Below are 20,827 nucleotides of genomic sequence, written 5' to 3'. Positions count from 1 at the left end.
CGTATCTGCTGCCACCTTTAAACATGCGCGCATCCAACTACCACATCAACACCCTCAAAGAAGCCCCTTCCGAAGCCGAAGTCGCCAGCCACCAGCTGATGACCCGGGCCGGGATGATCCGCAAGCTCGCGGGCGGCATCTACACTTACATGCCCCTCGGGCTGAAGATCATCCGCAAGGTCGAGGCGATCGTCCGGGAAGAAATGAACGCGTCGGGCGCCATCGAGCTGCTGATGCCGGTGGTGCAACCCGCCGAACTCTGGCAGGAATCGGGCCGCTGGGAGCAATACGGCGCCGAGCTGCTGCGCATCAAGGATCGGCACCAGCGCGATTTCGTGCTGCAGCCTACGTCCGAGGAAGTCATCACCGACATCGCGCGCAATGAAATTCACAGCTATCGCCAGCTGCCGCTGAATTTCTATCACATCCAGACCAAGTTCCGCGACGAACGCCGTCCGCGCTTCGGGCTGATGCGTGGCCGCGAATTCACGATGAAGGACGCCTATTCGTTTGATCGCGACGAAGCCGGCGCGCTCAAGAGCTACGACACCATGTACGCCGCGTACATGCGTATCTTCGGCCGCCTGGGCCTGCAATTCCGCGCCGTGGCTGCCGATACCGGCTCCATCGGCGGCACGCGCAGCCACGAATTCCAGGTCATTGCCGACACCGGTGAAGACCTGCTGGTCTACAACGCCGAAACCGACTACGCCGCCAACATCGAACTGGCCGAAGCCGTGTCGCTGTATCCCACCCGGGGTGCGGCCACGCAAGCCATGGCCGACGTGGCAACGCCGGGCGCGGCCAAGTGCGAAGACGTGGCCAAGCTGTTGGGGCTGCCGCTGGACAAGACGATCAAATCGATCGTGCTTGCCACCGACGGCGACAAGGGCCGCGTCGACATCTGGCTGCTGCTCTTGCGCGGCGACCACGAACTGAACGAAATCAAGGCGGGCAAGCTACCCGGCCTGGCGGGCTTCCGCTTTGCCACGGAAAGCGAAATCGTCGAGTACTTCGGCTGCAAGCCGGGCTACCTTGGCCCCGTCAAGACGGCCAAGCCGGTGCACGTGATCGCCGACCGCACGGTCGCCAACATGGCGGATTTCGTCTGCGGCGCCAATAAAGAAGATTTCCACATCCAGGGCGTGAACTGGGGTCGCGACCTGCCCGAGCCCGAACTGGTGGCCGACCTGCGCAACGTCGTCGCGGGCGACCCGTCGCCGGACGGCAAGGGCACGCTGTCCATCCAGCGCGGCATCGAAGTGGGCCATGTCTTCTATCTGGGCAAGAAGTACTCCGAAGCCTTGAAGGCCACCTTCCTGGACGAGACCGGCAAGCCGGCGGTGCTGGAAATGGGCTGCTACGGCATCGGCGTGACCCGCATCGTGGGTGCTGCCATCGAGCAAAACCATGACGCGCGCGGCATCATCTGGCCCCGCGCGATCGCGCCTTTTGAAGTGGTTATCTGCCCGGTGGGCTGGGGCAAAAGTGAAACGGTGCGTGACACCGCGCAGAAGCTCTATGAATCCCTGCTGGCGCGCGGCGTGGACGTCATTCTTGATGACCGCGATGCCCGCCCCGGCGTCATGTTCGCCGAGTGGGAATTGATCGGCGCACCGCTGCGTGTAACAGTTGGAGAACGCGGCTTGAACGATGGTGTGGTGGAATTGCAAGCGCGTCGGGAAACCGAAGCTGCCAAGATTCCGGTAGAGTCCGCGCTTGAAGCGGTGCTGACAAAACTCGACACCCTTTAAACCCTATAGTAGATACGGACTTTACCGCGTCCCGACCCGCTTCATTGCCTACCCGCACCGTGACCGATCCGAAGTCCAACGAATCCCTGCTGCAAGTCCGTGTCTATTACGAAGACACGGATGCGGGCGGGGTGGTTTTCTACGCCAACTACTTGAAATTCCTGGAGCGCGCCCGCACGGAGTGGCTGCGCGCCCTGGGAGTCAACCAGTCCGGGCTGGCCGTTAACGAACAACGCTTATTCGTTGTCCGCTCCTTGGACATGTCCTACCGGAAACCGGCCAAACTGGACGATTTGCTTACCATACGCAGCCGAATCACCAAACTCGGCCGCGCTTCGATACACTTCGCGCAGCGCGCGGAACGCGACGGGGAACTGCTTGCCGAAGGCAACATCCAAGTCTGCTGTGTCGACGCCATTCACATGCGGCCGGCAGAGTTGCCAGCCGCCGTTCGCGCAAAACTGGAATTCATTCAGGAATAACCATGCAAGTCACCAACGACATGTCGTTGCTTTCGCTGATTTCGCACGCCAGCGTGCCGGTCCAGCTGATCATGTTGATGCTGTTGGGCATTTCGATCATGTCCTGGACGTACATTTTCGCCAAGCGCCTTGCCATCAAGCGGGCCCATACCCAAACCCGCCGTTTTGAAGACGACTTCTGGTCGGGCGGCGACTTGTCCATGCTGCAACAGGCCGTGGCGTCGCGCCGCGACGAACAAGGCGCCCTGGCCCGCATCTTCGATGCCGGCATGACCGAATTCCTGAAAGCGCGCCGCGGCAATTCGGCCGGCGACGCCACCGCATTGCTGGACGGCCCGCGCCGCGCCATGCGCGCCGCCTACCAGCGCGAAATGGACGCGCTGGAATCGCACCTGAACTTCCTGGCCTCAGCCGGTTCGGTGTCGCCTTACATCGGCCTGTTGGGCACGGTCTGGGGCATCATGCACGCCTTCATCGGCCTGTCGAACATGCAGCAAGCCACGCTGGCTTCGGTGGCTCCCGGCATCGCCGAAGCGCTGATCGCTACCGCCATCGGCCTGTTTGCCGCCATTCCCGCCGTGGTCGCCTACAACCGCTTCACAAACGACATCGACCGCATCTCGATCCGTTTCGATAGCTTCGTCGACGAATTCCTGAACATTCTGCAACGGCAGGTGCGCTAATGCCCTCGGTAAGCTCACGCGGCAGGTCCGGCCGCCGCATGAAGGCCGACATCAACGTGGTGCCGTACATCGACGTGATGCTGGTGCTGCTGGTCATCTTCATGGTGACCGCTCCGCTGATCACGCCCGGGCTGATCCAGCTGCCTTCGGTTGGCGCGGCCTCGGATGTGCCGGTCAAGCCGCTGGAAGTGCAGATCTCTGAAGACGGCAAGATCGCGCTGCGCATGCGCGAGCCCGGCGCGACGATGCAAGACATCGCCCGCCCCGAGCTCGTGGCGCAGGTGCGTTCGCGTATTACCGCGGAAACGCCGGTGGTGATCGCCGCCGACGGCAAGGTGCCCTATGAGACGGTCGTCAAGGTGATGGACGAGCTACGCACCAACGGCATCACCCGCCTGGGCTTGCTGGTGGACCAGTCCGCCGCAGGCACGTCCCAGCCCGCATCCGCGAAAAAACGCTAACGCGCCGCCTTCCGCCGGCTTTGCCGGCATGCAACGCCCATGACGCCACCCATTATTCGACACCGCAGCGGCCCACCGGCCACCCCGCCCAACAACGACAACCGGAATGCGCTCATTCTGGCCGTGGCGGTGCACTTGCTGCTGCTCGTCGCCCTGATTTTTGGCGTGAACTGGCGCACGGAGGCCCCCGGCCCCGTCGAAGTCCAGCTCTGGGCCGACGGCAATTCGCCCGTCGCCCCGCCGCCCACGCCGCAACCCGAACAGCCCAAGCCGCAGCCTAAACCCGAGCCCAAGCCCGAGCCCGAAAAGGCGCCCGAGCCGCCGCCCCCTCCCCCGCCTCCCCCTCCTCCGAAGCCCGAGCCCGCGGCTCAGCCCAAGACCGAGGAAGTCGATCCCGAGATCGCCATCCAGGAAGCCAAGAAAAAGCGCGAGCAGGAAGAAAAGGCAAAGCAGGCCGCTGAGGCCAAGGAAAAGGCGCGCCTTGAAGAAGAGCGCAAGCAGGCAGAACTGAAAGAAAAGAAGCGCCTGGAGCAAGAACGCCAGGCGGCTGAGAAGGCCGCTGCCGAGAAGGCGGCCGCTGAAAAGGCCGCGGCAGACAAGGCTGCTGCCGAGAAAGCTGCTGAAAAGGCCGCTGCCGACAAGGCTGCCGCCGAGAAAAAGGCCAAGGAAGACACCGCCAAGAAGGCTGCCGCTGAAAAGGCTGCTGCCGACAAGGCTGCTGCCGAAAAGGCGGCCGCTGACAAAGCCGCTGCCGAAAAGGCCGCTGCCGAGAAAGCCGCCGCCGCCAAGAAGGCAGCTGCCGACAAGGCGCTCAAGGATGCATTCCGCAACGACGCGCTGGGCGCTGCCGGCATTCCCGGCGGCACGGCAGACCGCAACCAGGCGGGCGGCGGACGCGACAACGGCTACGCCGCCAAGGTCCGCGCCTGCATCCTTCCCGGCGTGGCTTACCAGCCCCCGCCGCGCAACGGCTCGGCCAATCCGACCGCACAATACCGGGTACAGTTAGGCACTGACGGGAAGGTTAACGGCGTGACCCTGACCGATTCTTCGGGCAACGCGGCATTCGACCGCGCGGTCGAAACCGGTATCCGCCGCTGCAACCCCTTCCCCAAGCCCTCCACGGGCGGCTACGACAAGTTCATTGACGTAGTGCACAAAATGTATGATTGACAGGAGATTGATGAATATGACTCCCGCTTATAGCCGACGAGGTTCCCTCCTCGCTCTCTGGCGATCGTATGGGCTCGGTTTGCTGATGCTTGCGCTGTGCCTGATGGCCGCCAAGCCCGCCCATGCGCAACTGCGTGTCGATATTTCCGGCACCGGCGCCACGCAATATCCGGTAGCGATCGCCGACTTTGCCGTTGACGACACCCACGGCCGCGCCCTGGCCGAAGTGATCCGCGCCGACCTGACCCGCACGGGCCAGTTCCGCCTGATCAACGCCGCGGGCTCCGGCTTGAATGTTGATTCCCCCATCGCTCATGACGACTGGCGCGGCAAAGGCGCCGACTTCCTGGCGTACGGCAGCATCACCCGTGGCGCCGATGGCCGCTACGACGTCCGCTACCGCCTGGCCGATACGGTCAAGAAAGGTCAGCTGGATGGCGTGGCATTTTCGGGCACGGAGCAGGAACTGCGCCGCGTCGCTCACCAGATCGCTGACCGCATCTACGAAAAGATCACCGGCGTTCGCGGCGTGTTCTCGACCCGCATCGCCTACGTGCTGAAGAAGGGTGCCACCTACGAACTGCAAGTGGCCGACGCCGACGGGCAAAACCCGCAAGTTGCGCTGCGCTCGCGCGAGCCCATCATTTCGCCCTCGTGGTCGCCCGACGGATCCAAGCTGGCCTACGTGAGCTTCGAGTCCGGCAAGCCCGTTGTTTACGTGCACACGCTGGCTACCAGCGCCCGCGTACCGGTTGCGAACTTCAAGGGCAACAACAGCGCACCCGCTTGGTCGCCCGACGGCTCCAAGCTGGCCGTGGCCCTGACGCGCGATGGTTTGTCGCAAATTTACATCGTTGGAGCGTCGGATGGCGCCAATCCCACGCGAGTTACGCGTTCTCCCGGGATTGACACTGAACCGACCTTTACGCCAGACGGTGCTTCCATTATCTTTACGAGTGACCGCAGCGGCGGGCCGCAAATCTATCAGACCGGCTCGACAGGTGGCGAAGCTCGCCGCCTCACGTTTAATGGTGGTTACAACATATCACCCCGAATTTCCCCCGATGGATCGACGCTGCTGTACGTTGCAAGACGCGACGGCGCGTTTCGAATCGCGTCGTTGAACCTGTCCTCAGGCTCCGAATCCTTGATCACTGATGGTCGTGACGATCAGTCGCCAAGTTTCGCGCCGAATGGCATGCAAGTCCTTTACGCCGCCATCCAAAATGGACGTAGCGTACTTGCGGGTGTTTCGAGCGATGGCCGCGTACGGCAGACGCTTTCGGTACTGAACGGGGAAATACGTGAACCGACTTGGGGCCCATTTACCCGATAACACGTGTGACTCTCTTTGCAAAGGAACTATCATGAAGTCGCGCATTGCCAAAAGCCTGACCATTGCCGCTCTGGCTGCCACTCTGGCAGCTTGCAGCTCCGTCCCTCTCGACGATAAAGCGGGTCAGGGCGGAGGCGCTGGCCAAGGATCTTCGGCCTCTGGCCAAATCCTTGATCCCTTTAACCCCCAAAGCATCCTGGCGCAACAGCGCTCGGTGTACTTTGATTTCGACAGCTACACCGTGTCGGACCAGTACCGCGGATTGGTCGAAACCCACGCCCGCTACCTGGCTTCGCACCAGCAGCAGAAGGTCAAGATCGAAGGCAACACCGACGAACGCGGCGGTGCTGAGTACAACCTGGCCCTGGGCCAGCGTCGTGCAGACGCCGTGCGTCGCATGATGACCCTGCTGGGCGTCAGCGACAACCAGATCGAAACCATCAGCTTCGGCAAAGAAAAGCCGAAGTCGACGGGTACGTCGGAAGCCGACTTTGCTGAAAACCGCCGCGCCGATATCAACTATCTGCGTTAAGCTTTTCGCTTAAGTCAAAGAGCCCTACCACGCGTCGGGACGGTCAGCCGGCCGTCCCGACGTTTGTTTTTATACCCGGGAATATTCATGCGCGATAAAGTTCTGTCCCTGCGTCCTCTGATTGTGGCCTCCGGCCTTGTGCTTGCGGCATTGGCGGCGCCCGCCCACGCTTTTTCCGACGATGAGGCCCGCAAGGCCATCCTGGATTTGCGCCAGCAGGTGCAGCAGCAGAACGAGCAAAGCCAACGGGCCAAGCTGCAACTGGCTGATCAGATTCAATCCCTGCAGCAAGAGGTCGCCCAACTGCGCGACCAGCTCGAATTGGTGTCGCGCCAGCAGCCCAGCGCCAAGCCGGGCGCCCCCAGCGGCACCAACCCGCCGGGCACCGCCGCCGGCGATCCGCAGGAACAAGCCGCCTATGACGGCGCCATGGACCTGTTCCGCAAGGGCCAATACAAAGAAGCCGCCGAATCGCTGGCCGCTTTCACGGCCCTGTACCCGAACAGCCAACTGGCCCCCAGCGCGCAGTTCTACCTGGGAAGCAGCCGCTACGGCATGAAAGACTTCAAGGGCGCCATCGAACAGTTGACCGCCATGGTCCAGAAGTCGCCCGACAACGCGCGCGCCCCTGACGCCTTGCTCATCATCGCGGGCGGTCAGATCGAACTGAACAACCGCGCGGGCGCCAAGGCCACCTTGCAACGCATCGTGCGCGACTACCCCAACGCCCAAGCCGCCAGCACGGCCAAGAGCCGCCTCCAACTGCTGCAGTAATGCCAAACGCCGCAAGCGCGGTCAGCGCCTATCGGCGCATCGTGCGCCGCCGCGCGGGGCTTATCGCCCTGCTGCTGGCGGCGATTTTCATTGCGCTGCTGATTGACTTCACCATCGGCCCGTCGGGCCTGCCATGGCGCGAGCTATGGCTGACCCTGACCACGCCCGCGTCGGCGGATGCGACGGTACGCGTCATTGTCTGGGACATACGCCTGCCCTCCGCGCTGATGGCCGCGCTGGTCGGCATGGCGCTGGGTTTGGCCGGGGCCGAAATGCAGACCATCTTGAACAACCCGCTGGCCAGCCCTTTCACGCTGGGCGTCTCGTCTGCCGCGGCGTTCGGCGCGTCGCTGGCCATCGTGTTGCAGCTTGGCGTGCCCGGCATTCCGGACGCCTGGCTGATCGCCGGCAACGCTTTTCTGTTTGCGATGTTTGCGGCTTTGTTGCTGGACGTCGTGGCGCGCTGGAGCGGCATGAACACCTCGGGGGTGGTGCTGTTCGGCATCGCCATGGTGTTCTCGTTCAACGCCCTGGTGTCGCTGGTGCAATTCCTGGCCAGCGCCGAGGCCCTGCAAAGCCTGGTCTTCTGGACCATGGGCAGCCTGTCCCGCTCCAACTGGACAACGGCCGGCGTGCTGGCCCTGGCCATCGCCGTGGCCATGCCCCTGGCAATGCGCCAGTCGTGGAAACTGACGGCGCTGCGGCTAGGTGAAGATCGCGCGGCCAGCTTTGGCGTGGACGTACGCCGCGTCCGGGTTGCCGCGCTGGCGCGTGTCAGCCTGCTGTCTGCGCTGGCGGTGGCATTCGTGGGCACCATTGGTTTCATCGGCCTGGTCGCGCCGCACATCGCACGCCGGCTGTTCGGCGAAGATCACCGCTTTTACCTGCCCGGCAGCGCGCTGGTGGGCGGGCTGATTCTGTCGCTGGCTTCCGTCGTTTCCAAAAACCTGATGCCAGGCGTCGTCGTGCCGGTTGGCATTGTGACGGCGCTGGTCGGCATTCCTTTTTTCGTGGCGGTCGTGTTGCGCCGACAACTGCCATGACGCGGCACGCTGCCCTGGACTTACACGATCTGAACGCGGGCTATGGCCGCGAGGACGTCCTGCATGGGCTGTCCATCCCGTCGCTGGTGGCGGGCGAAGTCACCGCCCTGCTCGGGCCGAACGGCAGCGGCAAGTCCACCCTGCTTAAAGCGCTGGCCGGCTTGGTTCGCACTCGCGGCGGCAGCGTCATGCTGGATGGCCAGGACATGACCCGCCTGGGCGTGGGCGAACGCGCCCGTCACATGGTGTATCTGCCGCAAAGCCTGCCGGCCGCCGTGCACCTGCGGGTGTTTGAATCGGTGCTGGTGGCGGCCAGGGCCAGCCGCGATGCCCTGGCGCCGCCGCTGCAATTGTCGGATATCGACCGCCTGCTGGCGCGGCTGGGCATAGCCCACCTTGCGCTGCATTACCTGGACGCGCTGTCGGGTGGGCAGAAGCAACTGGTGGGATTGGCGCAAGCGCTGATCCGCCAGCCGCGCGTTCTGCTGCTGGACGAGCCCCTGTCCGCGCTGGACCTGAATTACCAGTTTCACGTGATGCGGCTGCTCAAACAAGAAACCCAGGATCACGGGCTGATCAGCGTTATCGTGCTGCACGACCTGAACGTGGCTTTGCAGCACGCAGATCGCGCGGTGATGATCCAGCACGGACGACTGCACGCGCAAGGCGCGCCTGCCGACGTGATCACGCCCGAATCCCTGGCGGCGGTGTATGGCGTGCAAGGCCGTGTCGAAGCGTGTTCGCGCGGGCTACGCCAGGTGCTGATCGACGGGCTTAACGAACGCCCCCGTTAGCCCGCCGTGGACGCGTTCAGGCGCGCTCAGGCGCGTTGGGCCACATCGACCACCGGCGCGCCCGTCATGTCGGCGAGCTGCTTGGGCGTCAGGTTGAAGACGGCGTGCGGGTGGCCGGCGGCGGCCCAGAGGCTGTCGTAATTGAATAAATCCGCGTCCAGCAGCATGACCGGCTTGACGGCATGCCCGATGGGGCACACGCCGCCAATGGCGTAGCCCGTCATGTCGCGAACGAACTTGGCATCGGCCTTGGCCAACGCGCCGACCTGTTCGGCCACCTTCGCTTCGTCCACGCGATTAGCGCCGCTGGCGATGACCAGCACCGGCGCGTTGTCGGACGCGCGTCGGAAAATGATGGACTTGGCAATCTGCGCCACCTCGCAACCCAGGCCCTGCGCCGCCTCGGCCGACGTCCTGCCGGATTGCGGCAGGACCACCACCGGCTTGTCATGGCCGATTTCCAATAACAAGCGGGCAACACGCTGGGCGGATTCGGGCAACGCGGCAAGCGATTCGGGGGACATCGTGCGGACTCCATGAAAGACGGGCGGCAGCGCTGCGGACGCTGCCTTGTTCAATGCCGATGACGAGTTTATCAGCGGCGCCCCCGGGGCGTGCACGGGCGTTCCAGCGCGTAGCCGGACGTTGGCGCGGGACCTTGCCACGGCCCACGCTAGAATGCGGACCTGGCTTTTCCGTTTATGCCCCTCATGCGTTCCGAACCCGTTCTTCCGCTGCAAACCGCCTTGATCGGCGGCTACGCCATGTCCTACACCGAGTACGGCAGCGGCGTGCCGCTGGTGCTGGTGCACGGGTCGCTGTCCGACTGCCGCTACTGGAAGTCGCAAATGGCACCGCTGGGCAACTCGTTTCGCGTGCTGGCGGTATGTCTGCGCCGCTATTGGCCGGAAAGCTGGGACGGTGAAGGCGACGGCTTTTCGATTGAGCAACACGCCGCCGACGTGCTGGAATTTATCGACACCGTGGCGGGCGGCCCCGCCCATCTGGTGGGCCATTCGCGCGGCGGCCGCGTCGCGCTGGAAGCGGCATTGGCCATGCCCGACGCGGTGCGCAGCCTGACGCTGGCCGACCCCGGCTTGCCCCTGCCCGGCGGCGACGATGCGCGCGGCGGCTTTCGGCAACGCGCCTTGGCGCTGATCCGCCAAGGCGACGTCGAAGAAGGGCTGGCCCTGTTCGTGGACACCGTGACGGGGCCGAACACGTGGCAGCGCATGGTGCCGTGGTTCAAGGAGATGGTGCGCGACAACGTCGGCACGCTGTTTGGCCAGGCCGACGAAAGGCCGGAAGCGCTGACGCCACAGCAGATCGGCACCCTGAAGATGCCCACGCTGCTGATCGGTGGGGCGTTAAGCCCCGCCCCCTATCCGGCTGTCCTGGACGCCTTGTCCGAATGGCTGCCGCACGCGCACCGCGTAACGGTGGTGGGCTCGTCCCATGGCATGAACCTGGGCAACCCGCGCGTGTTCAACAACGCCATTCAGGAATTCATCGGCGGCTGAAAGCGGCAGCCGTTCGCGCCGGCCTGGTTTGGCCGGCGCAAAACCAACGCCCCGGGCGCGCGCCACGCCCCTGCGCGCGTCGCCCCGTCCGCGTCAGCGGCCGGCGCCCTGGGCCGCGATGATCTCCTGCGCTACCTGGCGCGGTGCTTCGGCGTAGTGCTTGAACTCCATCGTGTAGGTGGCTCGCCCCTGCGTCAGCGAACGCAATGACGTGGAATACCCAAACATCTCGGCCAGCGGGACCTCGGCGCGCACCACCTTGCCGCCCCCGCCCGCGATGTCTTCCATGCCCTGCACCATGCCGCGCCGCGAGGACAGATCGCCCATCACGTTGCCGGTGAAGTCCTCGGGCGTCTCCACCTCGACCTGCATCATGGGTTCCAGCAGCACCGGGTCCGCACGGCGCATGCCTTCCTTGAACGCCATCGAGCCCGCCATCTTGAACGCGTTCTCGTTCGAGTCCACGTCGTGGTACGACCCGAAGAACAGCGTTGCCTTGACGTCCACGACGGGGTAGCCCGCCAGCACGCCGGCATTGAGCGATTCGCGGATGCCCTTGTCGACTGCCGGGATGAATTCGCGCGGCACCACGCCGCCCTTGATGGCGTCGACAAACTCGTAGCCCTTGCCGGGTTCCTGCGGTTCAAGCTTCAACACCACGTGGCCGTACTGGCCGCGCCCGCCCGACTGCTTGACGAACTTGCCTTCGACTTCGTTGCAGGCCTTGCGGATGGTTTCGCGGTAAGCCACCTGCGGCTTGCCCACGGTGGCTTCCACGTTGAACTCGCGTTTCATGCGATCAACCAGAATTTCCAGGTGCAGTTCGCCCATGCCCGAAATGATGGTCTGGCCAGATTCTTCGTCGGTGCGCACGCGAAACGACGGGTCTTCCTGCGCCAGCCGGTTCAGGGCGATGCCCATCTTTTCCTGGTCGGCCTTGGTCTTGGGTTCCACCGCCTGCGAAATCACAGGTTCGGGAAAGACCATGCGTTCCAGCACGATGATGTGGGCCGGATCGCTAAGCGTGTCGCCCGTGGTCACGTCCTTGATGCCCACCGCCGCCGCGATGTCGCCGGCGTACACCTCGGTGATTTCGCGCCGCTCGTTGGCGTGCATCTGCAAGATGCGGCCCAGGCGTTCTTTCTTGCCCTTGATGGGGTTGTAGACCGAGTCGCCCGACTTCACCACGCCCGAATACACGCGGAAGAACACCAGTTGGCCGACGAACGGGTCCGTCATGATCTTGAAGGCCAGCGCCGAGAACGGCTCGTTATCAGCCGGATGGCGTTCAATTTCACGGTCGCGCTCGTCGTGCCCCTTGATGGCGGGCACATCCACCGGCGACGGCATGTAGTCGATCACGGCGTCCAGCATGGCCTGCACGCCCTTGTTCTTGAAGGCGCTGCCACAGAGCATGGGCACGATTTCGTTGGCGATGGTGCGCGCGCGCAGGCCCTGCTTGATTTCCTCTTCGGTCAGGGTCTCGCCGGACAGGTATTTTTCAAGCAGCGTCTCATTGGCCTCGGCCGCCTTCTCGACCATCTTGTCGTGCCACTTCTGCGCCTCGGCCTGCATGGCCTGCGGGATGTCTTCGTACTGGAACTTCACGCCCTGGCTGGCGTCGTCCCAGATGATGGCCTTCATCTTGACCAGGTCGATCACGCCTTCGAAGTGGTCTTCGGCGCCCACGGGCAGCTGGATCGGCACCGCATCGCCTTTCAAGCGTTCGGCGATCTGGCGTTGCACGCGCAGGAAATCCGCGCCCACGCGATCCATCTTGTTCACGAAGGCCAGGCGCGGCACCTTGTACTTGTTGGCCTGACGCCAGACCGTTTCCGACTGCGGCTGCACGCCGCCCACTGCGTCATAAACCATGACGGCGCCGTCCAGCACGCGCATGGACCGTTCCACCTCGATGGTGAAGTCCACGTGGCCCGGCGTGTCGATGATGTTGATGCGGTGTTCGGGATAATTGCCGGCCATGCCCTTCCAGAAGGCGGTGGTGGCAGCCGATGTGATGGTGATGCCGCGTTCCTGCTCTTGTTCCATCCAGTCCATCACGGCGGCGCCGTCATGGACTTCGCCGATTTTGTGCGTGATGCCGGTATAGAAGAGGATGCGCTCGGTGGTCGTCGTTTTGCCCGCATCGATATGGGCGCTGATGCCGATATTGCGGTAAAGCTCGATACGCGTCTTGCGGGTCATGGCCTCTTCCTTGCAGGGAACCACTGGGCAGTACGGCAAGCCCGACCGGGCGCTGCCGCGGCGGGCGCCATGCCGCGTTTCGTAGGGGTAATGCGTAACCGCGCCCGCGCTGATGCGTAAATATTACGCGCGGCGCGTCAACTTTCAAGCTTTGCCACTACGCGCGATAAGGATTCACGATTCGTCCGGGGACACCCGCTCATCGCGGCCCCGCCTTCGTTGCCTGCGTGCACAAAAAAAGCCCCTCGGGTAGTAGAGGGGCTTCGGCGCGCCGCGCAGGACGCGGCGGCGAGAAACAAGCGCGCGCTATCCGCAACGCGCTTACTTCTTTTCTTCCTTGACGCGGTACACCAGCACGGCGGTGGTGGCCAGCGACAGCACCTTGGCCGTGACACTGCCCAGCAGCAGGCGCGACAGGCCGCTACGGCCGTGGCTGCCAATGAAGATCAGGTCGCAACCGGCGTCGGTCGCCGCTTGCACGATGCCGTCGGCAACGTTGAAGTTGGAGACGGCGCGCGCCTCGGACTTGACGCCGGCGGTGTCGGCGCGGTCGGTGATCTGCTTGAGGTACTTGTCGGCTTGCTCGGCCGATGCCTTCTCGTAGTCTTCGTCGGTAATGGCGTACGCAGCGGCCATGCCGTCGAAACCGATGGTGGCAGCGAACGGCTGGGTCACGTACAGCGCGACGACTTCGGCGCCAACCGAACGGGCGAACGAAATGCCCGCGTTGGCGGCTTGGGCCGACAGCGGCGAACCGTCGGTGGGAATCAGGATCTTCTTGAACATCTTGCCTGCTCCTGTTTGAGAGGAATCTTTATGCTACTGGAAAAGGCGCCTGGTTCACATCAACGGAACCCGGCGACATTGATGCACGTCAAGATTGGGTTCAGCTGCCCAGCTGCTGCGCGGCGGCGTACAAGTTGGTGCAGCGCGTACCGGTGCGGCAGTAGGCCAGCACGGGACCGGGCAGCGTCTTGAGCAATTCGGCGAATCGGACCACGTCGGACACCGTCATGGCGCTGCCGACCACGGGCTGATATTCGATCTTCAGGCCGGCCGCTTCGGCGGCCTTGGAGACGTCGGCGGCCGTGGGCTGATCGGGGCCGCCTTCGAAATCGGGGCGGTTGATGATGACGCTTTTGTAGCCAGCGGCTGCGACATCGGCCATGTCGTCAGGGCCGAGCTGCGGCGCAACGGCAAAATTGTCGGTCAGGGGTTTGATGGGTGCGGACATGGCGGTTCCTTCAGATAGATAGCTGCCTATTATTGATTGTAGGAGCCGTTTTGAGCGAACAGTTTTTCCAATTGGGTCCAGATCCGGCGGTCGTCCGCGATGGACACCGAAAAGCGCAGCATCTTGGACGGCGCCTGGGACGGGGAAAACAGCGTGCCCGGCGCCAGCAGCATCCCCTGGTCAGCCGCTTCACGCGCCAGCACCTCGCTATCGCGGCCGCAATCGGCCCAGACGAACATGCCTGCGTTCGGTTCGTGCGGCACCGTCAGGCCCAGTTTCAAGAGCGTTTTCAGGCAGCGCTGGCGAGCCTCGTCCACGCGGGCGCGCACGCGCTCGATGTGGCGGCGGTATTGCCCTTCCATCAGCACCCGGTGGATCACGCGTTCACCCAGTTCCGGCGACGTCAGGCCGGCCAGCATTTTCAGGTCGGCCAGCTTTTGCAGGATGTCGGGGTTGGCGGCCACATAGCCGACGCGCAGGCTGGCCGCCAGCATCTTGGAATAGCCGCTGACCAGGATGACGCGGTTCAGCCGGTCCAGCACCGCCAGCTTCATCGCGCCGCCGGGATGCAGCTCACCGTAGGTGTCGTCTTCGACGATGACGAAATCGTGCCGTTCGGCGATGCGCAGGATGTCGTAGGCCACGCCGGCCGACAGCGTGTGGCCGGTGGGGTTGTGCACGGCGCTGTTGATGATGAACAGCTTGGGCTTGTGCTCGGCGGCAAGCTGTTCCAGCTGCGCGATGTCGGGGCCGTCCGGCCCGCGTGGCACGCCGATCAGGCGCGCGCCAAACGCCGCCAGGCGCCCAAAGATGACGAACCACGCGGGGTCTTCCACCAATACGGTGTCGCCCGGTTTGACGAAGTGCCGGGCGATCAGGTCCAGGCCGTGCGTGACGCCGTTCGTGGTCAGCAAATTCAGCTCGGGGTGCGCGGGCACGCCGTCATTCTGCAGCGACGCCGCGATCTGCTGGCGCAGCGGGGCGAACCCTTGCGGGTGCCCGTAGCTGACCAGATTCGCGCGCACCGATCGACCTACCGCGCGCACCGCGCCGGCCACCATGTCAGGGTCCAGCCAGTCAGCCGGCAGCAAACCGGCCCCGCCCGGCATGCCCAGCGAACTGGTTTCGCGGAACATGCTGCGCAATAACCAGGCGATGTCGATACGCGCGGGCGGCGCCAGCGACGTGGCCGGCGCTGCGGCCACCGCCGCCAGCGGGCCGCTGCGTGCGCGCACAAAGAAGCCCGCGCCGCGTCGCGACTGCACCAGCCCGCGTGCCACCAAGCGGTCATAGGCTTCCACCACGGTGAAGCGGCTGACGCCCGACTGCTCGGCCATTTTGCGGATGGAAGGCAAGCGCGTGCCCGGGCGCAAGCCCTGTTCATCGATACGGCGGGCCAGGCCATCGGCCAGTTGCGTGACCAACGAGGCGTCGGCCTGACGCACTGGCATCCAGGGCAGGGAAGAGGCAGGAGGGGGAGGCGGAGCAACTGTCATGGGATTTGGACCAGGCCAGTGATTAAAGTGATATGCAAAAGTGTACCGGTACTGTACCGATAACTATGCGTAGAGTGACAGCAATACGAACGGCCCGCAACCACGCTTCCGTTCCTTTCAGAATTTTTTTGGCAACCATCATGTCCCGATCCGCGCTTTACCCCTCGGCCCAGACGGCGCCCGCCGCGCCACCCCCTGTCTGGGAAGGCTATGGCTACGGGTTCCTGGGTGTACTGGTCTTTTCGTTGACGCTGCCCATGACGCGGCTGGCCGTCGCGGAACTGGCGCCGCTGCTGGTGGGCCTGGGGCGCGCGTTGGTGGCGGCCGTACCGGCAGTGGCCCTGCTGTGGATCACGCGTAGCCGACGGCCGACGCGGCAGGAATGGCCGGGCGTCATCCTGGCGGCGCTGGGCATAGTGGTGGGGTGGCCGCTGGCCTCGTCGCTGGCGATGCAGACCGTGCCGTCCGCACAGGGCGCGGTGTTCAATGGATTGCTGCCGCTGTCGACCGCCGCATTTGCCGCGCTGCGCAGTGGCGAGCGGCCGTCAGCCGCCTTCTGGGCGTGGGCCACAGCCGGCGCGGCCCTGGTCACGGTGTATGCGCTGCGCCAGGGCAACGGCACGTTGACCACCGGCTATCTGTGGCTACTGGTTGCCGTGGTGCTGGGCGGCATGGGTTACGCCGAAGGCGGCCGCGCGGCGCGTACGCTGGGCGGATCGCGCACCATCTGCTGGGCGCTGGCGATCAGCGCGCCGGTGGTAGCGGCGCCCGTGGGCTGGATGGCGGCGCAGGCCCACTGGCCCAGCGCGGCCGTGGTGTCCGCTTGCGCGTATCTGGCGTTCGGATCTATGTTTTTAGGGTTCTTCGCGTGGTATCGCGGCTTGGCCGTGGGCGGCATCGCCCGCGTGGGACAAGTCCAGTTGTTGCAACCGTTCCTGACTGTCGTGGCGGCCGCATTGTTGTTTGGTGAATCCGTGGAGGCGTCGACGTTCGTGTTCGCCGCCACCGTGATCGCCGTTATCGCCGGCGGACGCCGCGCCATCGTAAGGACCAAAAAATGACTCTGTTCCCAACCAACTGGGCGGACGTGCCCCTGGCTTCCGCGTCGCTGTTGGGGCCGCTGGCGCTGTTCGCGCTGGTCAGCTCGATAACGCCGGGGCCCAACAACGTGATGCTGGCCTCGTCGGGGCTGAACTTTGGATTCCGCCGCAGCCTGCCGCATTTGCTGGGCGTGAACCTGGGGTTCACTTTGATGATCTTCCTGGTGGGCGTGGGCCTGGGATCGGTGTTCCAACAGGTGCCCGCGCTGTACACGGTGCTGAAATATGCCGGCGCGGCCTACCTGCTGTACCTGGCCTGGAAGATCGCCAATTCCGGCGACATGGAAGATGGCGAAGCGCGCGGCAAACCGTTCACGTTCCTGCAAGCCGCCGCGTTCCAATGGGTCAACCCCAAGGCCTGGGTGATGGCGGTGGGCGTCGTGGCCACCTACACGCCTCAGAATGGATTCTTTGCCAACCTGGTCATCGCCACCGTGGTGTGCGGCGTGGTCAACCTGCCCAGCATCGGCGTGTGGGTGACCTTCGGCACGGCGCTGCGCCGCGTGCTGCACAAGCCCTGGGCCGTACGCGCGTTCAACGTCGGCATGGCGCTGCTGCTGGTGGCGTCCCTGTATCCGGTGGCACTGGATTTGATGCATTAAGCCGAGGCCGCCCCGACAGCAGGCGCGGCCAGGGATGGCGGCCGGCAGCCTCGGGCAGCCTCTCATTGACGGGCGCGACACGTCCAGGAGTATGCTGACGGCGGAACCCAGCCGGCCCGACAGGGTCATATCGTCCATGCCCGCCCTGCCCCGCTTTTCCCCCCGCCGATTGTTCATTGCCGCCGTGCTGGCCGCCGCCAGCGTGGTCGGCTGCTCGCAGCTGGATTCCTGGCAACGCCAGACGATCTTTTCACCGCAGTCCGAGCCCCAGACCTGGTGGCGCGAACCGGCCGCCGGCACCAAGGTCTACGACCTGGCGCTGGCCAACGGCGACAAGATTCGCACCTGGTATTGGCAAAGCCCCAGCGCGGGCGCGCCTACCGTGCTGTATCTGCACGGCGCGCGCTGGAACCTGAACGGCAGCGCCTTTCGCATCGATGGCTGGACCCGCATGGGCTATTCCGTGCTGGCCATCGACTATCGCGGCTTTGGCGCGTCCACCCCCCGCCTGCCGTCGGAAGAAAGCGCGTTGGAAGACGCCATGGCCGGCTTGAAAGAGCTGGCCCGTCTGCAACCCGATCCCGCCCGCCGCTTCGTCTACGGCCATAGCCTGGGCGGCGCCATCGCCATCGACTTGGCGGCGCGCCCCGAGCAACCTGACTTTGCGGGTCTGATCGTGGAATCCAGCTTCACCAGCATCGGCGCCATGTTGGGCACGTTGCGTTGGGGCAAGGTCCCGGGCGCGGGGCTGCTGGTCACGCAGCCCTTCGATTCCGTGCAAAAGCTGGCGCAGTTGCACACGCCGATGCTGTTCATGCACGGCACCGCCGACCGTGTCGTGCCGCACACCATGAGCGACGAACTCTTCGCCGCCGCGCGCAACGTGGCGCCCGAGTTAAAGCGCCTGGTCAAGATAGAAGGGGCTTCGCACTCAGGCGCCTTCCGCAGTGGCCCGCAATACGACGCGGCCGTCAAAACCTTCATGCAGGACGCGTCGCGCGCCTACTCCCGTAAATCGGGCTGACGCGCGCCGGGAAAACCCGCTATCGGGAAACTCCCATATAAAAATATCTACTAAATATATTTAACGGATATTAGACTTTCTCCTGTTCGCCGCTCCCCCTTGAAGCGACGGCATCTTCAGGAGAAGCCAGTTGAGTAACGTGCGTTGGCAGGGCGTATATCCTGCCGTAACCAGTAAGTTCCACGCCGACGAATCGCTGGATTTCGAAGCCATGCGCAAGCATTTCGGCTTCTTGATCGACAACGGGGTTCACGGTCTGGTCACCTGCGGCTCGCTGGGCGAAGCCAGCACCCTTACCCTGGAAGAAAAGCTCCAAGTCACGCGCTGCGCTGTCGAAGTCAGCGCGGGCCGCATTCCCGTGCTGGCCAACGTGTCCGAGACCAGCACCCGCGAAGCGGTGCGATTTATCAAGGCAGCAGTCGAACTCGGCGTGGACGGTTTCATGCTGATGCCTTCGCTGATCTACGTCGCCGACGCGCGCGAGGCGATGCAAAGCATCCGCACCATGGCCGAAGCCGCGCAAAAGCCCTGCATGATCTACAACAACCCGGTTGCTTACCGCGTGGATCTGAAGCCCGAGCACATGGTCGAGCTGGCCGACTGCCCCTGGCTGGTCGCCATCAAGGAAAGCAGCGACGACATCCGCCGCCTGACCGACCTGCGCAATGCGCTGGGCACGCGCTATCAGCTGTTCATCGGCGTGGACGACCTGTCGTTCGAGGCGCTGGCGCTGGGCGCAGACGGGCTGCTGGCCGGTTTGGTGACCGCATTCCCCCGCGAAACCGTGGCGCTGTATGACCTGATGAAAGCTGGCAAGTGGCAAGAGGCGTTGGCGCTGTATCAATGGTTCACGCCGCTGTTGCACCTGGACGTTTCCACCAAGCTGGTGCAGAACATCAAGCTGGCCGAAACGCTGGCCGGCGTCGGCAACGAGCATGTGCGCAAGCCGCGCCTGCCCCTGGTCGGCGCGGAACGCGAGCGCTGCACCGCCATCATCCAGGCCGCGATAGCCAAGCGCCCCAAAGCCTACCAGTCGACGTAAGCCACCCCACCCGCCCGCGGCACCATCCCCGGAAGGCCGCGCGGCGCGGTGTTCCGGGGCCGCCTCCACGCACGCTCATCGGACACCATGCAAAGCGACATCATCCTTCAGACCCGTGGCCTGACCAAGGAATTCCGCGGCTTCGTGGCAGTCAATAACGTCGACCTGAACGTGCGGCGCGGCGCCATCCATGCGCTGATCGGCCCGAATGGGGCGGGCAAGACCACGTTTTTCAACTTGCTGACCAAGTTCCACATCCCCACGCGCGGCGAAATCCTGTACGACGGCGTCGACATCACGGCAGAGCGCCCCGCCCAGACCGCGCGCCGGGGCATCGTCCGATCGTTCCAGATATCGGCCGTATTTCCGCAACTGTCGGTGCGCGAGAACGTGCGCGTTGCCTTGCAGCGCAAGCTGGGCGTGGACTACTGCTTCTGGCGGTCGGAACGCACGCTGGAAAGCCTGCACCACCGCGTCGAGGAACTGCTGGACCAGGTCGGCCTGCGCACGCATCTGGAGGTGCCCGCGGGCGACTTGCCGTATGGCCGCAAGCGCACCCTGGAAATCGCCACCACGCTCGCGCTTGAACCCGAGCTGCTGCTGCTGGACGAACCCACGCAAGGCATGGGCCACGAAGACGTGGACCGCATCAAGCACCTGATCAAGCAGGTATCCGCGGGACGCACCATCCTGATGGTCGAACACAACATGAAAGTGGTGGCGGACATCTCCGACACCATCACCGTCTTGCAACGGGGCGAGATCCTGGCGGAAGGCCCCTACGCCACCGTATCGATGAACCCGGCGGTGCGCGAGGCCTACATGGGAGCCGACGATGAATAACGCCCACGCCGGCGGGTCCGGCAACCTGCTTGAAATCCGCAACCTGCACGCCTGGTATGGCGAATCGCACATCCTGCATGGCATCGACCTGGACGTGAAGCCCGGCGAATGCGTAACGCTGCTGGGCCGCAACGGCGCGGGCCGCAGCTCGACGCTGAAAGCCATCCTTGGCCTGGTGGGCCGCCGCAGCGGCTCGATCAAGGTGCAGGGCCAGGAAACGGTGGGCATGCCCACTCACAAGATCGCGCGCCGGGGCATCGGTTATTGCCCTGAAGAGCGCGGCATCTACGCGTCACTGACCGCGGAGGAAAACCTCATGTTGCTGCCCTCGGTGGGGCCGGACGGCATGTCGGTGGAAGAGATCTACACGATGTTCCCCAACCTGAAAGAGCGTGCGCAAAGCCCCGGCACGCGGCTGTCAGGCGGCGAACAGCAGATGCTGGCGATGGCGCGCATCCTGCGCTCCGGTGCTCGCCTGCTGTTGCTGGACGAAATCACCGAAGGACTGGCGCCTGTGATCGTGCAGTCGCTGGGCCGCGTGATCCGGCAATTGAAAGAGCGCGGCTACACCACCGTGCTGGTCGAACAGAATTTCCGCTTCGCCCAGCACCTGGCCGACCGCCATTACGTCATCGAACATGGCCAGGTGGTTGCCGTGATCGACCGTGCCGACGTCCAGCAATCGCAGGACAAGCTGAACACCTTGCTGGGCATTTGAAGTTTTGCCGT

At 64.3% G+C, this 20,827-nt stretch carries 22 protein-coding genes; 17 read left to right on the top strand and 5 right to left on the bottom strand.

Annotation, left to right across the window (positions count from 1 at the left end; translation table 11 throughout):
- Positions 1-23: 23 nt before the first annotated feature.
- From DVB37_RS03170 to DVB37_RS03125, 10 genes are all read left to right on the top strand, one after another.
- The gene (locus DVB37_RS03170; RefSeq protein ID WP_046807612.1) at positions 24-1,754 is read left to right on the top strand and encodes a proline--tRNA ligase; all 1,731 of its coding nucleotides are present in this window, start codon (positions 24-26) and stop codon (positions 1,752-1,754) included.
- 59 nt (positions 1,755-1,813) lie between these two features.
- Positions 1,814-2,236: a tol-pal system-associated acyl-CoA thioesterase gene (gene ybgC, locus DVB37_RS03165; protein WP_104145132.1), complete on the top strand. Its 423-nt coding sequence runs from the start codon at positions 1,814-1,816 to the stop codon at positions 2,234-2,236.
- Positions 2,237-2,238: 2 nt separating this feature from the next.
- On the top strand, positions 2,239-2,919 hold the full coding sequence (gene tolQ / locus DVB37_RS03160; RefSeq protein ID WP_046807611.1) for a protein TolQ: 681 nt from the start codon (positions 2,239-2,241) through the stop codon (positions 2,917-2,919).
- Complete coding sequence (locus DVB37_RS03155) at positions 2,919-3,380, top strand: ExbD/TolR family protein (protein ID WP_039882755.1); 462 nt, start codon at positions 2,919-2,921, stop codon at positions 3,378-3,380. Before tolQ ends, DVB37_RS03155 begins: the two co-directional genes overlap by 1 nt.
- Before the next feature lie 39 nt (positions 3,381-3,419).
- Positions 3,420-4,553 carry a cell envelope integrity protein TolA gene (tolA, locus tag DVB37_RS03150; RefSeq protein WP_120153806.1) on the top strand — a complete coding sequence of 378 codons (1,134 nt, stop codon included), beginning with the start codon at positions 3,420-3,422 and terminating at the stop codon, positions 4,551-4,553.
- Positions 4,554-4,569: 16 nt separating this feature from the next.
- Positions 4,570-5,889 carry a Tol-Pal system beta propeller repeat protein TolB gene (gene tolB / locus DVB37_RS03145; protein WP_046806173.1) on the top strand — a complete coding sequence of 440 codons (1,320 nt, stop codon included), beginning with the start codon at positions 4,570-4,572 and terminating at the stop codon, positions 5,887-5,889.
- A 31-nt stretch (positions 5,890-5,920) separates the two neighbouring features.
- Complete coding sequence (gene pal / locus DVB37_RS03140; RefSeq protein WP_006217420.1) at positions 5,921-6,421, top strand: peptidoglycan-associated lipoprotein Pal; 501 nt, start codon at positions 5,921-5,923, stop codon at positions 6,419-6,421.
- An 87-nt stretch (positions 6,422-6,508) separates the two neighbouring features.
- Entirely contained in the window at positions 6,509-7,195 is a 687-nt protein-coding gene (gene ybgF, locus DVB37_RS03135; RefSeq protein WP_046806162.1) for a tol-pal system protein YbgF, read from the top strand.
- A complete protein-coding gene (locus DVB37_RS03130; protein WP_046806161.1) occupies positions 7,195-8,238 on the top strand; it encodes an iron ABC transporter permease in 1,044 nt (347 codons plus the stop codon). Before ybgF ends, DVB37_RS03130 begins: the two co-directional genes overlap by 1 nt.
- Positions 8,235-9,032, top strand: coding sequence for an ABC transporter ATP-binding protein (locus DVB37_RS03125; protein ID WP_120153804.1), 798 nt, complete (start codon positions 8,235-8,237; stop codon positions 9,030-9,032). The genes DVB37_RS03130 and DVB37_RS03125 overlap by 4 nt, the downstream gene beginning before the upstream one ends.
- Before the next feature lie 26 nt (positions 9,033-9,058).
- Here the strand turns inward: DVB37_RS03125 and DVB37_RS03120 are convergent, their stop codons facing one another.
- Entirely contained in the window at positions 9,059-9,556 is a 498-nt protein-coding gene (locus DVB37_RS03120) for a YbaK/EbsC family protein (RefSeq protein ID WP_046806159.1), read from the bottom strand.
- Between the two features lie 186 nt (positions 9,557-9,742).
- Here DVB37_RS03120 and DVB37_RS03115 point away from each other — a divergent pair, with 186 nt between their 5' ends.
- Positions 9,743-10,552 carry an alpha/beta fold hydrolase gene (locus DVB37_RS03115; protein ID WP_046806158.1) on the top strand — a complete coding sequence of 270 codons (810 nt, stop codon included), beginning with the start codon at positions 9,743-9,745 and terminating at the stop codon, positions 10,550-10,552.
- A 93-nt stretch (positions 10,553-10,645) separates the two neighbouring features.
- Here the strand turns inward: DVB37_RS03115 and fusA are convergent, their stop codons facing one another.
- From fusA to DVB37_RS03095, 4 genes are all read right to left on the bottom strand, one after another.
- Complete coding sequence (fusA, locus tag DVB37_RS03110; protein ID WP_046806157.1) at positions 10,646-12,757, bottom strand: elongation factor G; 2,112 nt, start codon at positions 12,755-12,757, stop codon at positions 10,646-10,648.
- A 321-nt stretch (positions 12,758-13,078) separates the two neighbouring features.
- On the bottom strand, positions 13,079-13,543 hold the full coding sequence (locus DVB37_RS03105) for a universal stress protein (RefSeq protein ID WP_046806156.1): 465 nt from the start codon (positions 13,541-13,543) through the stop codon (positions 13,079-13,081).
- Between the two features lie 100 nt (positions 13,544-13,643).
- The gene (locus tag DVB37_RS03100; RefSeq protein ID WP_046806155.1) at positions 13,644-13,991 is read right to left on the bottom strand and encodes a TIGR01244 family sulfur transferase; all 348 of its coding nucleotides are present in this window, start codon (positions 13,989-13,991) and stop codon (positions 13,644-13,646) included.
- Between the two features lie 29 nt (positions 13,992-14,020).
- Entirely contained in the window at positions 14,021-15,436 is a 1,416-nt protein-coding gene (locus DVB37_RS03095; RefSeq protein WP_240434031.1) for a PLP-dependent aminotransferase family protein, read from the bottom strand.
- 191 nt (positions 15,437-15,627) lie between these two features.
- Here DVB37_RS03095 and DVB37_RS03090 point away from each other — a divergent pair, with 191 nt between their 5' ends.
- The 6 genes from DVB37_RS03090 (at position 15,628) to DVB37_RS03065 (ending at position 20,816) form a co-directional block, all read left to right on the top strand.
- On the top strand, positions 15,628-16,548 hold the full coding sequence (locus tag DVB37_RS03090; protein WP_046806153.1) for a DMT family transporter: 921 nt from the start codon (positions 15,628-15,630) through the stop codon (positions 16,546-16,548).
- A complete protein-coding gene (locus DVB37_RS03085) occupies positions 16,545-17,189 on the top strand; it encodes a LysE family translocator (protein WP_120153800.1) in 645 nt (214 codons plus the stop codon). Before DVB37_RS03090 ends, DVB37_RS03085 begins: the two co-directional genes overlap by 4 nt.
- 136 nt (positions 17,190-17,325) lie before the next feature.
- Entirely contained in the window at positions 17,326-18,213 is an 888-nt protein-coding gene (locus DVB37_RS03080) for an alpha/beta hydrolase (protein ID WP_046806172.1), read from the top strand.
- 130 nt (positions 18,214-18,343) lie between these two features.
- Entirely contained in the window at positions 18,344-19,255 is a 912-nt protein-coding gene (locus DVB37_RS03075; protein WP_046806151.1) for a dihydrodipicolinate synthase family protein, read from the top strand.
- 87 nt (positions 19,256-19,342) lie between these two features.
- Positions 19,343-20,098, top strand: coding sequence for an ABC transporter ATP-binding protein (locus DVB37_RS03070; protein WP_120153798.1), 756 nt, complete (start codon positions 19,343-19,345; stop codon positions 20,096-20,098).
- Positions 20,091-20,816 carry an ABC transporter ATP-binding protein gene (locus DVB37_RS03065; RefSeq protein WP_104145137.1) on the top strand — a complete coding sequence of 242 codons (726 nt, stop codon included), beginning with the start codon at positions 20,091-20,093 and terminating at the stop codon, positions 20,814-20,816. Before DVB37_RS03070 ends, DVB37_RS03065 begins: the two co-directional genes overlap by 8 nt.
- The last annotated feature ends 11 nt before the right edge of the window (positions 20,817-20,827 follow it).

This window comes from Achromobacter sp. B7 (genome assembly GCF_003600685.1).
Classification (GTDB): domain Bacteria; phylum Pseudomonadota; class Gammaproteobacteria; order Burkholderiales; family Burkholderiaceae_B; genus Achromobacter; species Achromobacter spanius_B.
This window is presented reverse-complemented; position numbering and strand designations above follow the sequence as displayed.

Excerpts from the sequence above, each read along its gene's own strand:
- DVB37_RS03170 (WP_046807612.1), top strand. The coding sequence starts at position 24 with ATGCGCGCATCCAACTACCACATCAACACCCTCAAAGAAGCCCCTTCC.
- tolQ (WP_046807611.1), top strand. The coding sequence starts at position 2,239 with ATGCAAGTCACCAACGACATGTCGTTGCTTTCGCTGATTTCGCACGCC.
- DVB37_RS03155 (WP_039882755.1), top strand. The coding sequence starts at position 2,919 with ATGCCCTCGGTAAGCTCACGCGGCAGGTCCGGCCGCCGCATGAAGGCC.
- tolA (WP_120153806.1), top strand. The coding sequence starts at position 3,420 with ATGACGCCACCCATTATTCGACACCGCAGCGGCCCACCGGCCACCCCG.
- tolB (WP_046806173.1), top strand. The coding sequence starts at position 4,570 with ATGACTCCCGCTTATAGCCGACGAGGTTCCCTCCTCGCTCTCTGGCGA.
- pal (WP_006217420.1), top strand. The coding sequence starts at position 5,921 with ATGAAGTCGCGCATTGCCAAAAGCCTGACCATTGCCGCTCTGGCTGCC.
- ybgF (WP_046806162.1), top strand. The coding sequence starts at position 6,509 with ATGCGCGATAAAGTTCTGTCCCTGCGTCCTCTGATTGTGGCCTCCGGC.
- DVB37_RS03130 (WP_046806161.1), top strand. The coding sequence starts at position 7,195 with ATGCCAAACGCCGCAAGCGCGGTCAGCGCCTATCGGCGCATCGTGCGC.
- DVB37_RS03125 (WP_120153804.1), top strand. The coding sequence starts at position 8,235 with ATGACGCGGCACGCTGCCCTGGACTTACACGATCTGAACGCGGGCTAT.
- DVB37_RS03120 (WP_046806159.1), bottom strand. The coding sequence starts at position 9,556 with ATGTCCCCCGAATCGCTTGCCGCGTTGCCCGAATCCGCCCAGCGTGTT.
- DVB37_RS03115 (WP_046806158.1), top strand. The coding sequence starts at position 9,743 with ATGCGTTCCGAACCCGTTCTTCCGCTGCAAACCGCCTTGATCGGCGGC.
- fusA (WP_046806157.1), bottom strand. The coding sequence starts at position 12,757 with ATGACCCGCAAGACGCGTATCGAGCTTTACCGCAATATCGGCATCAGC.
- DVB37_RS03105 (WP_046806156.1), bottom strand. The coding sequence starts at position 13,543 with ATGTTCAAGAAGATCCTGATTCCCACCGACGGTTCGCCGCTGTCGGCC.
- DVB37_RS03100 (WP_046806155.1), bottom strand. The coding sequence starts at position 13,991 with ATGTCCGCACCCATCAAACCCCTGACCGACAATTTTGCCGTTGCGCCG.
- DVB37_RS03090 (WP_046806153.1), top strand. The coding sequence starts at position 15,628 with ATGTCCCGATCCGCGCTTTACCCCTCGGCCCAGACGGCGCCCGCCGCG.
- DVB37_RS03085 (WP_120153800.1), top strand. The coding sequence starts at position 16,545 with ATGACTCTGTTCCCAACCAACTGGGCGGACGTGCCCCTGGCTTCCGCG.
- DVB37_RS03080 (WP_046806172.1), top strand. The coding sequence starts at position 17,326 with ATGCCCGCCCTGCCCCGCTTTTCCCCCCGCCGATTGTTCATTGCCGCC.
- DVB37_RS03070 (WP_120153798.1), top strand. The coding sequence starts at position 19,343 with ATGCAAAGCGACATCATCCTTCAGACCCGTGGCCTGACCAAGGAATTC.
- DVB37_RS03065 (WP_104145137.1), top strand. The coding sequence starts at position 20,091 with ATGAATAACGCCCACGCCGGCGGGTCCGGCAACCTGCTTGAAATCCGC.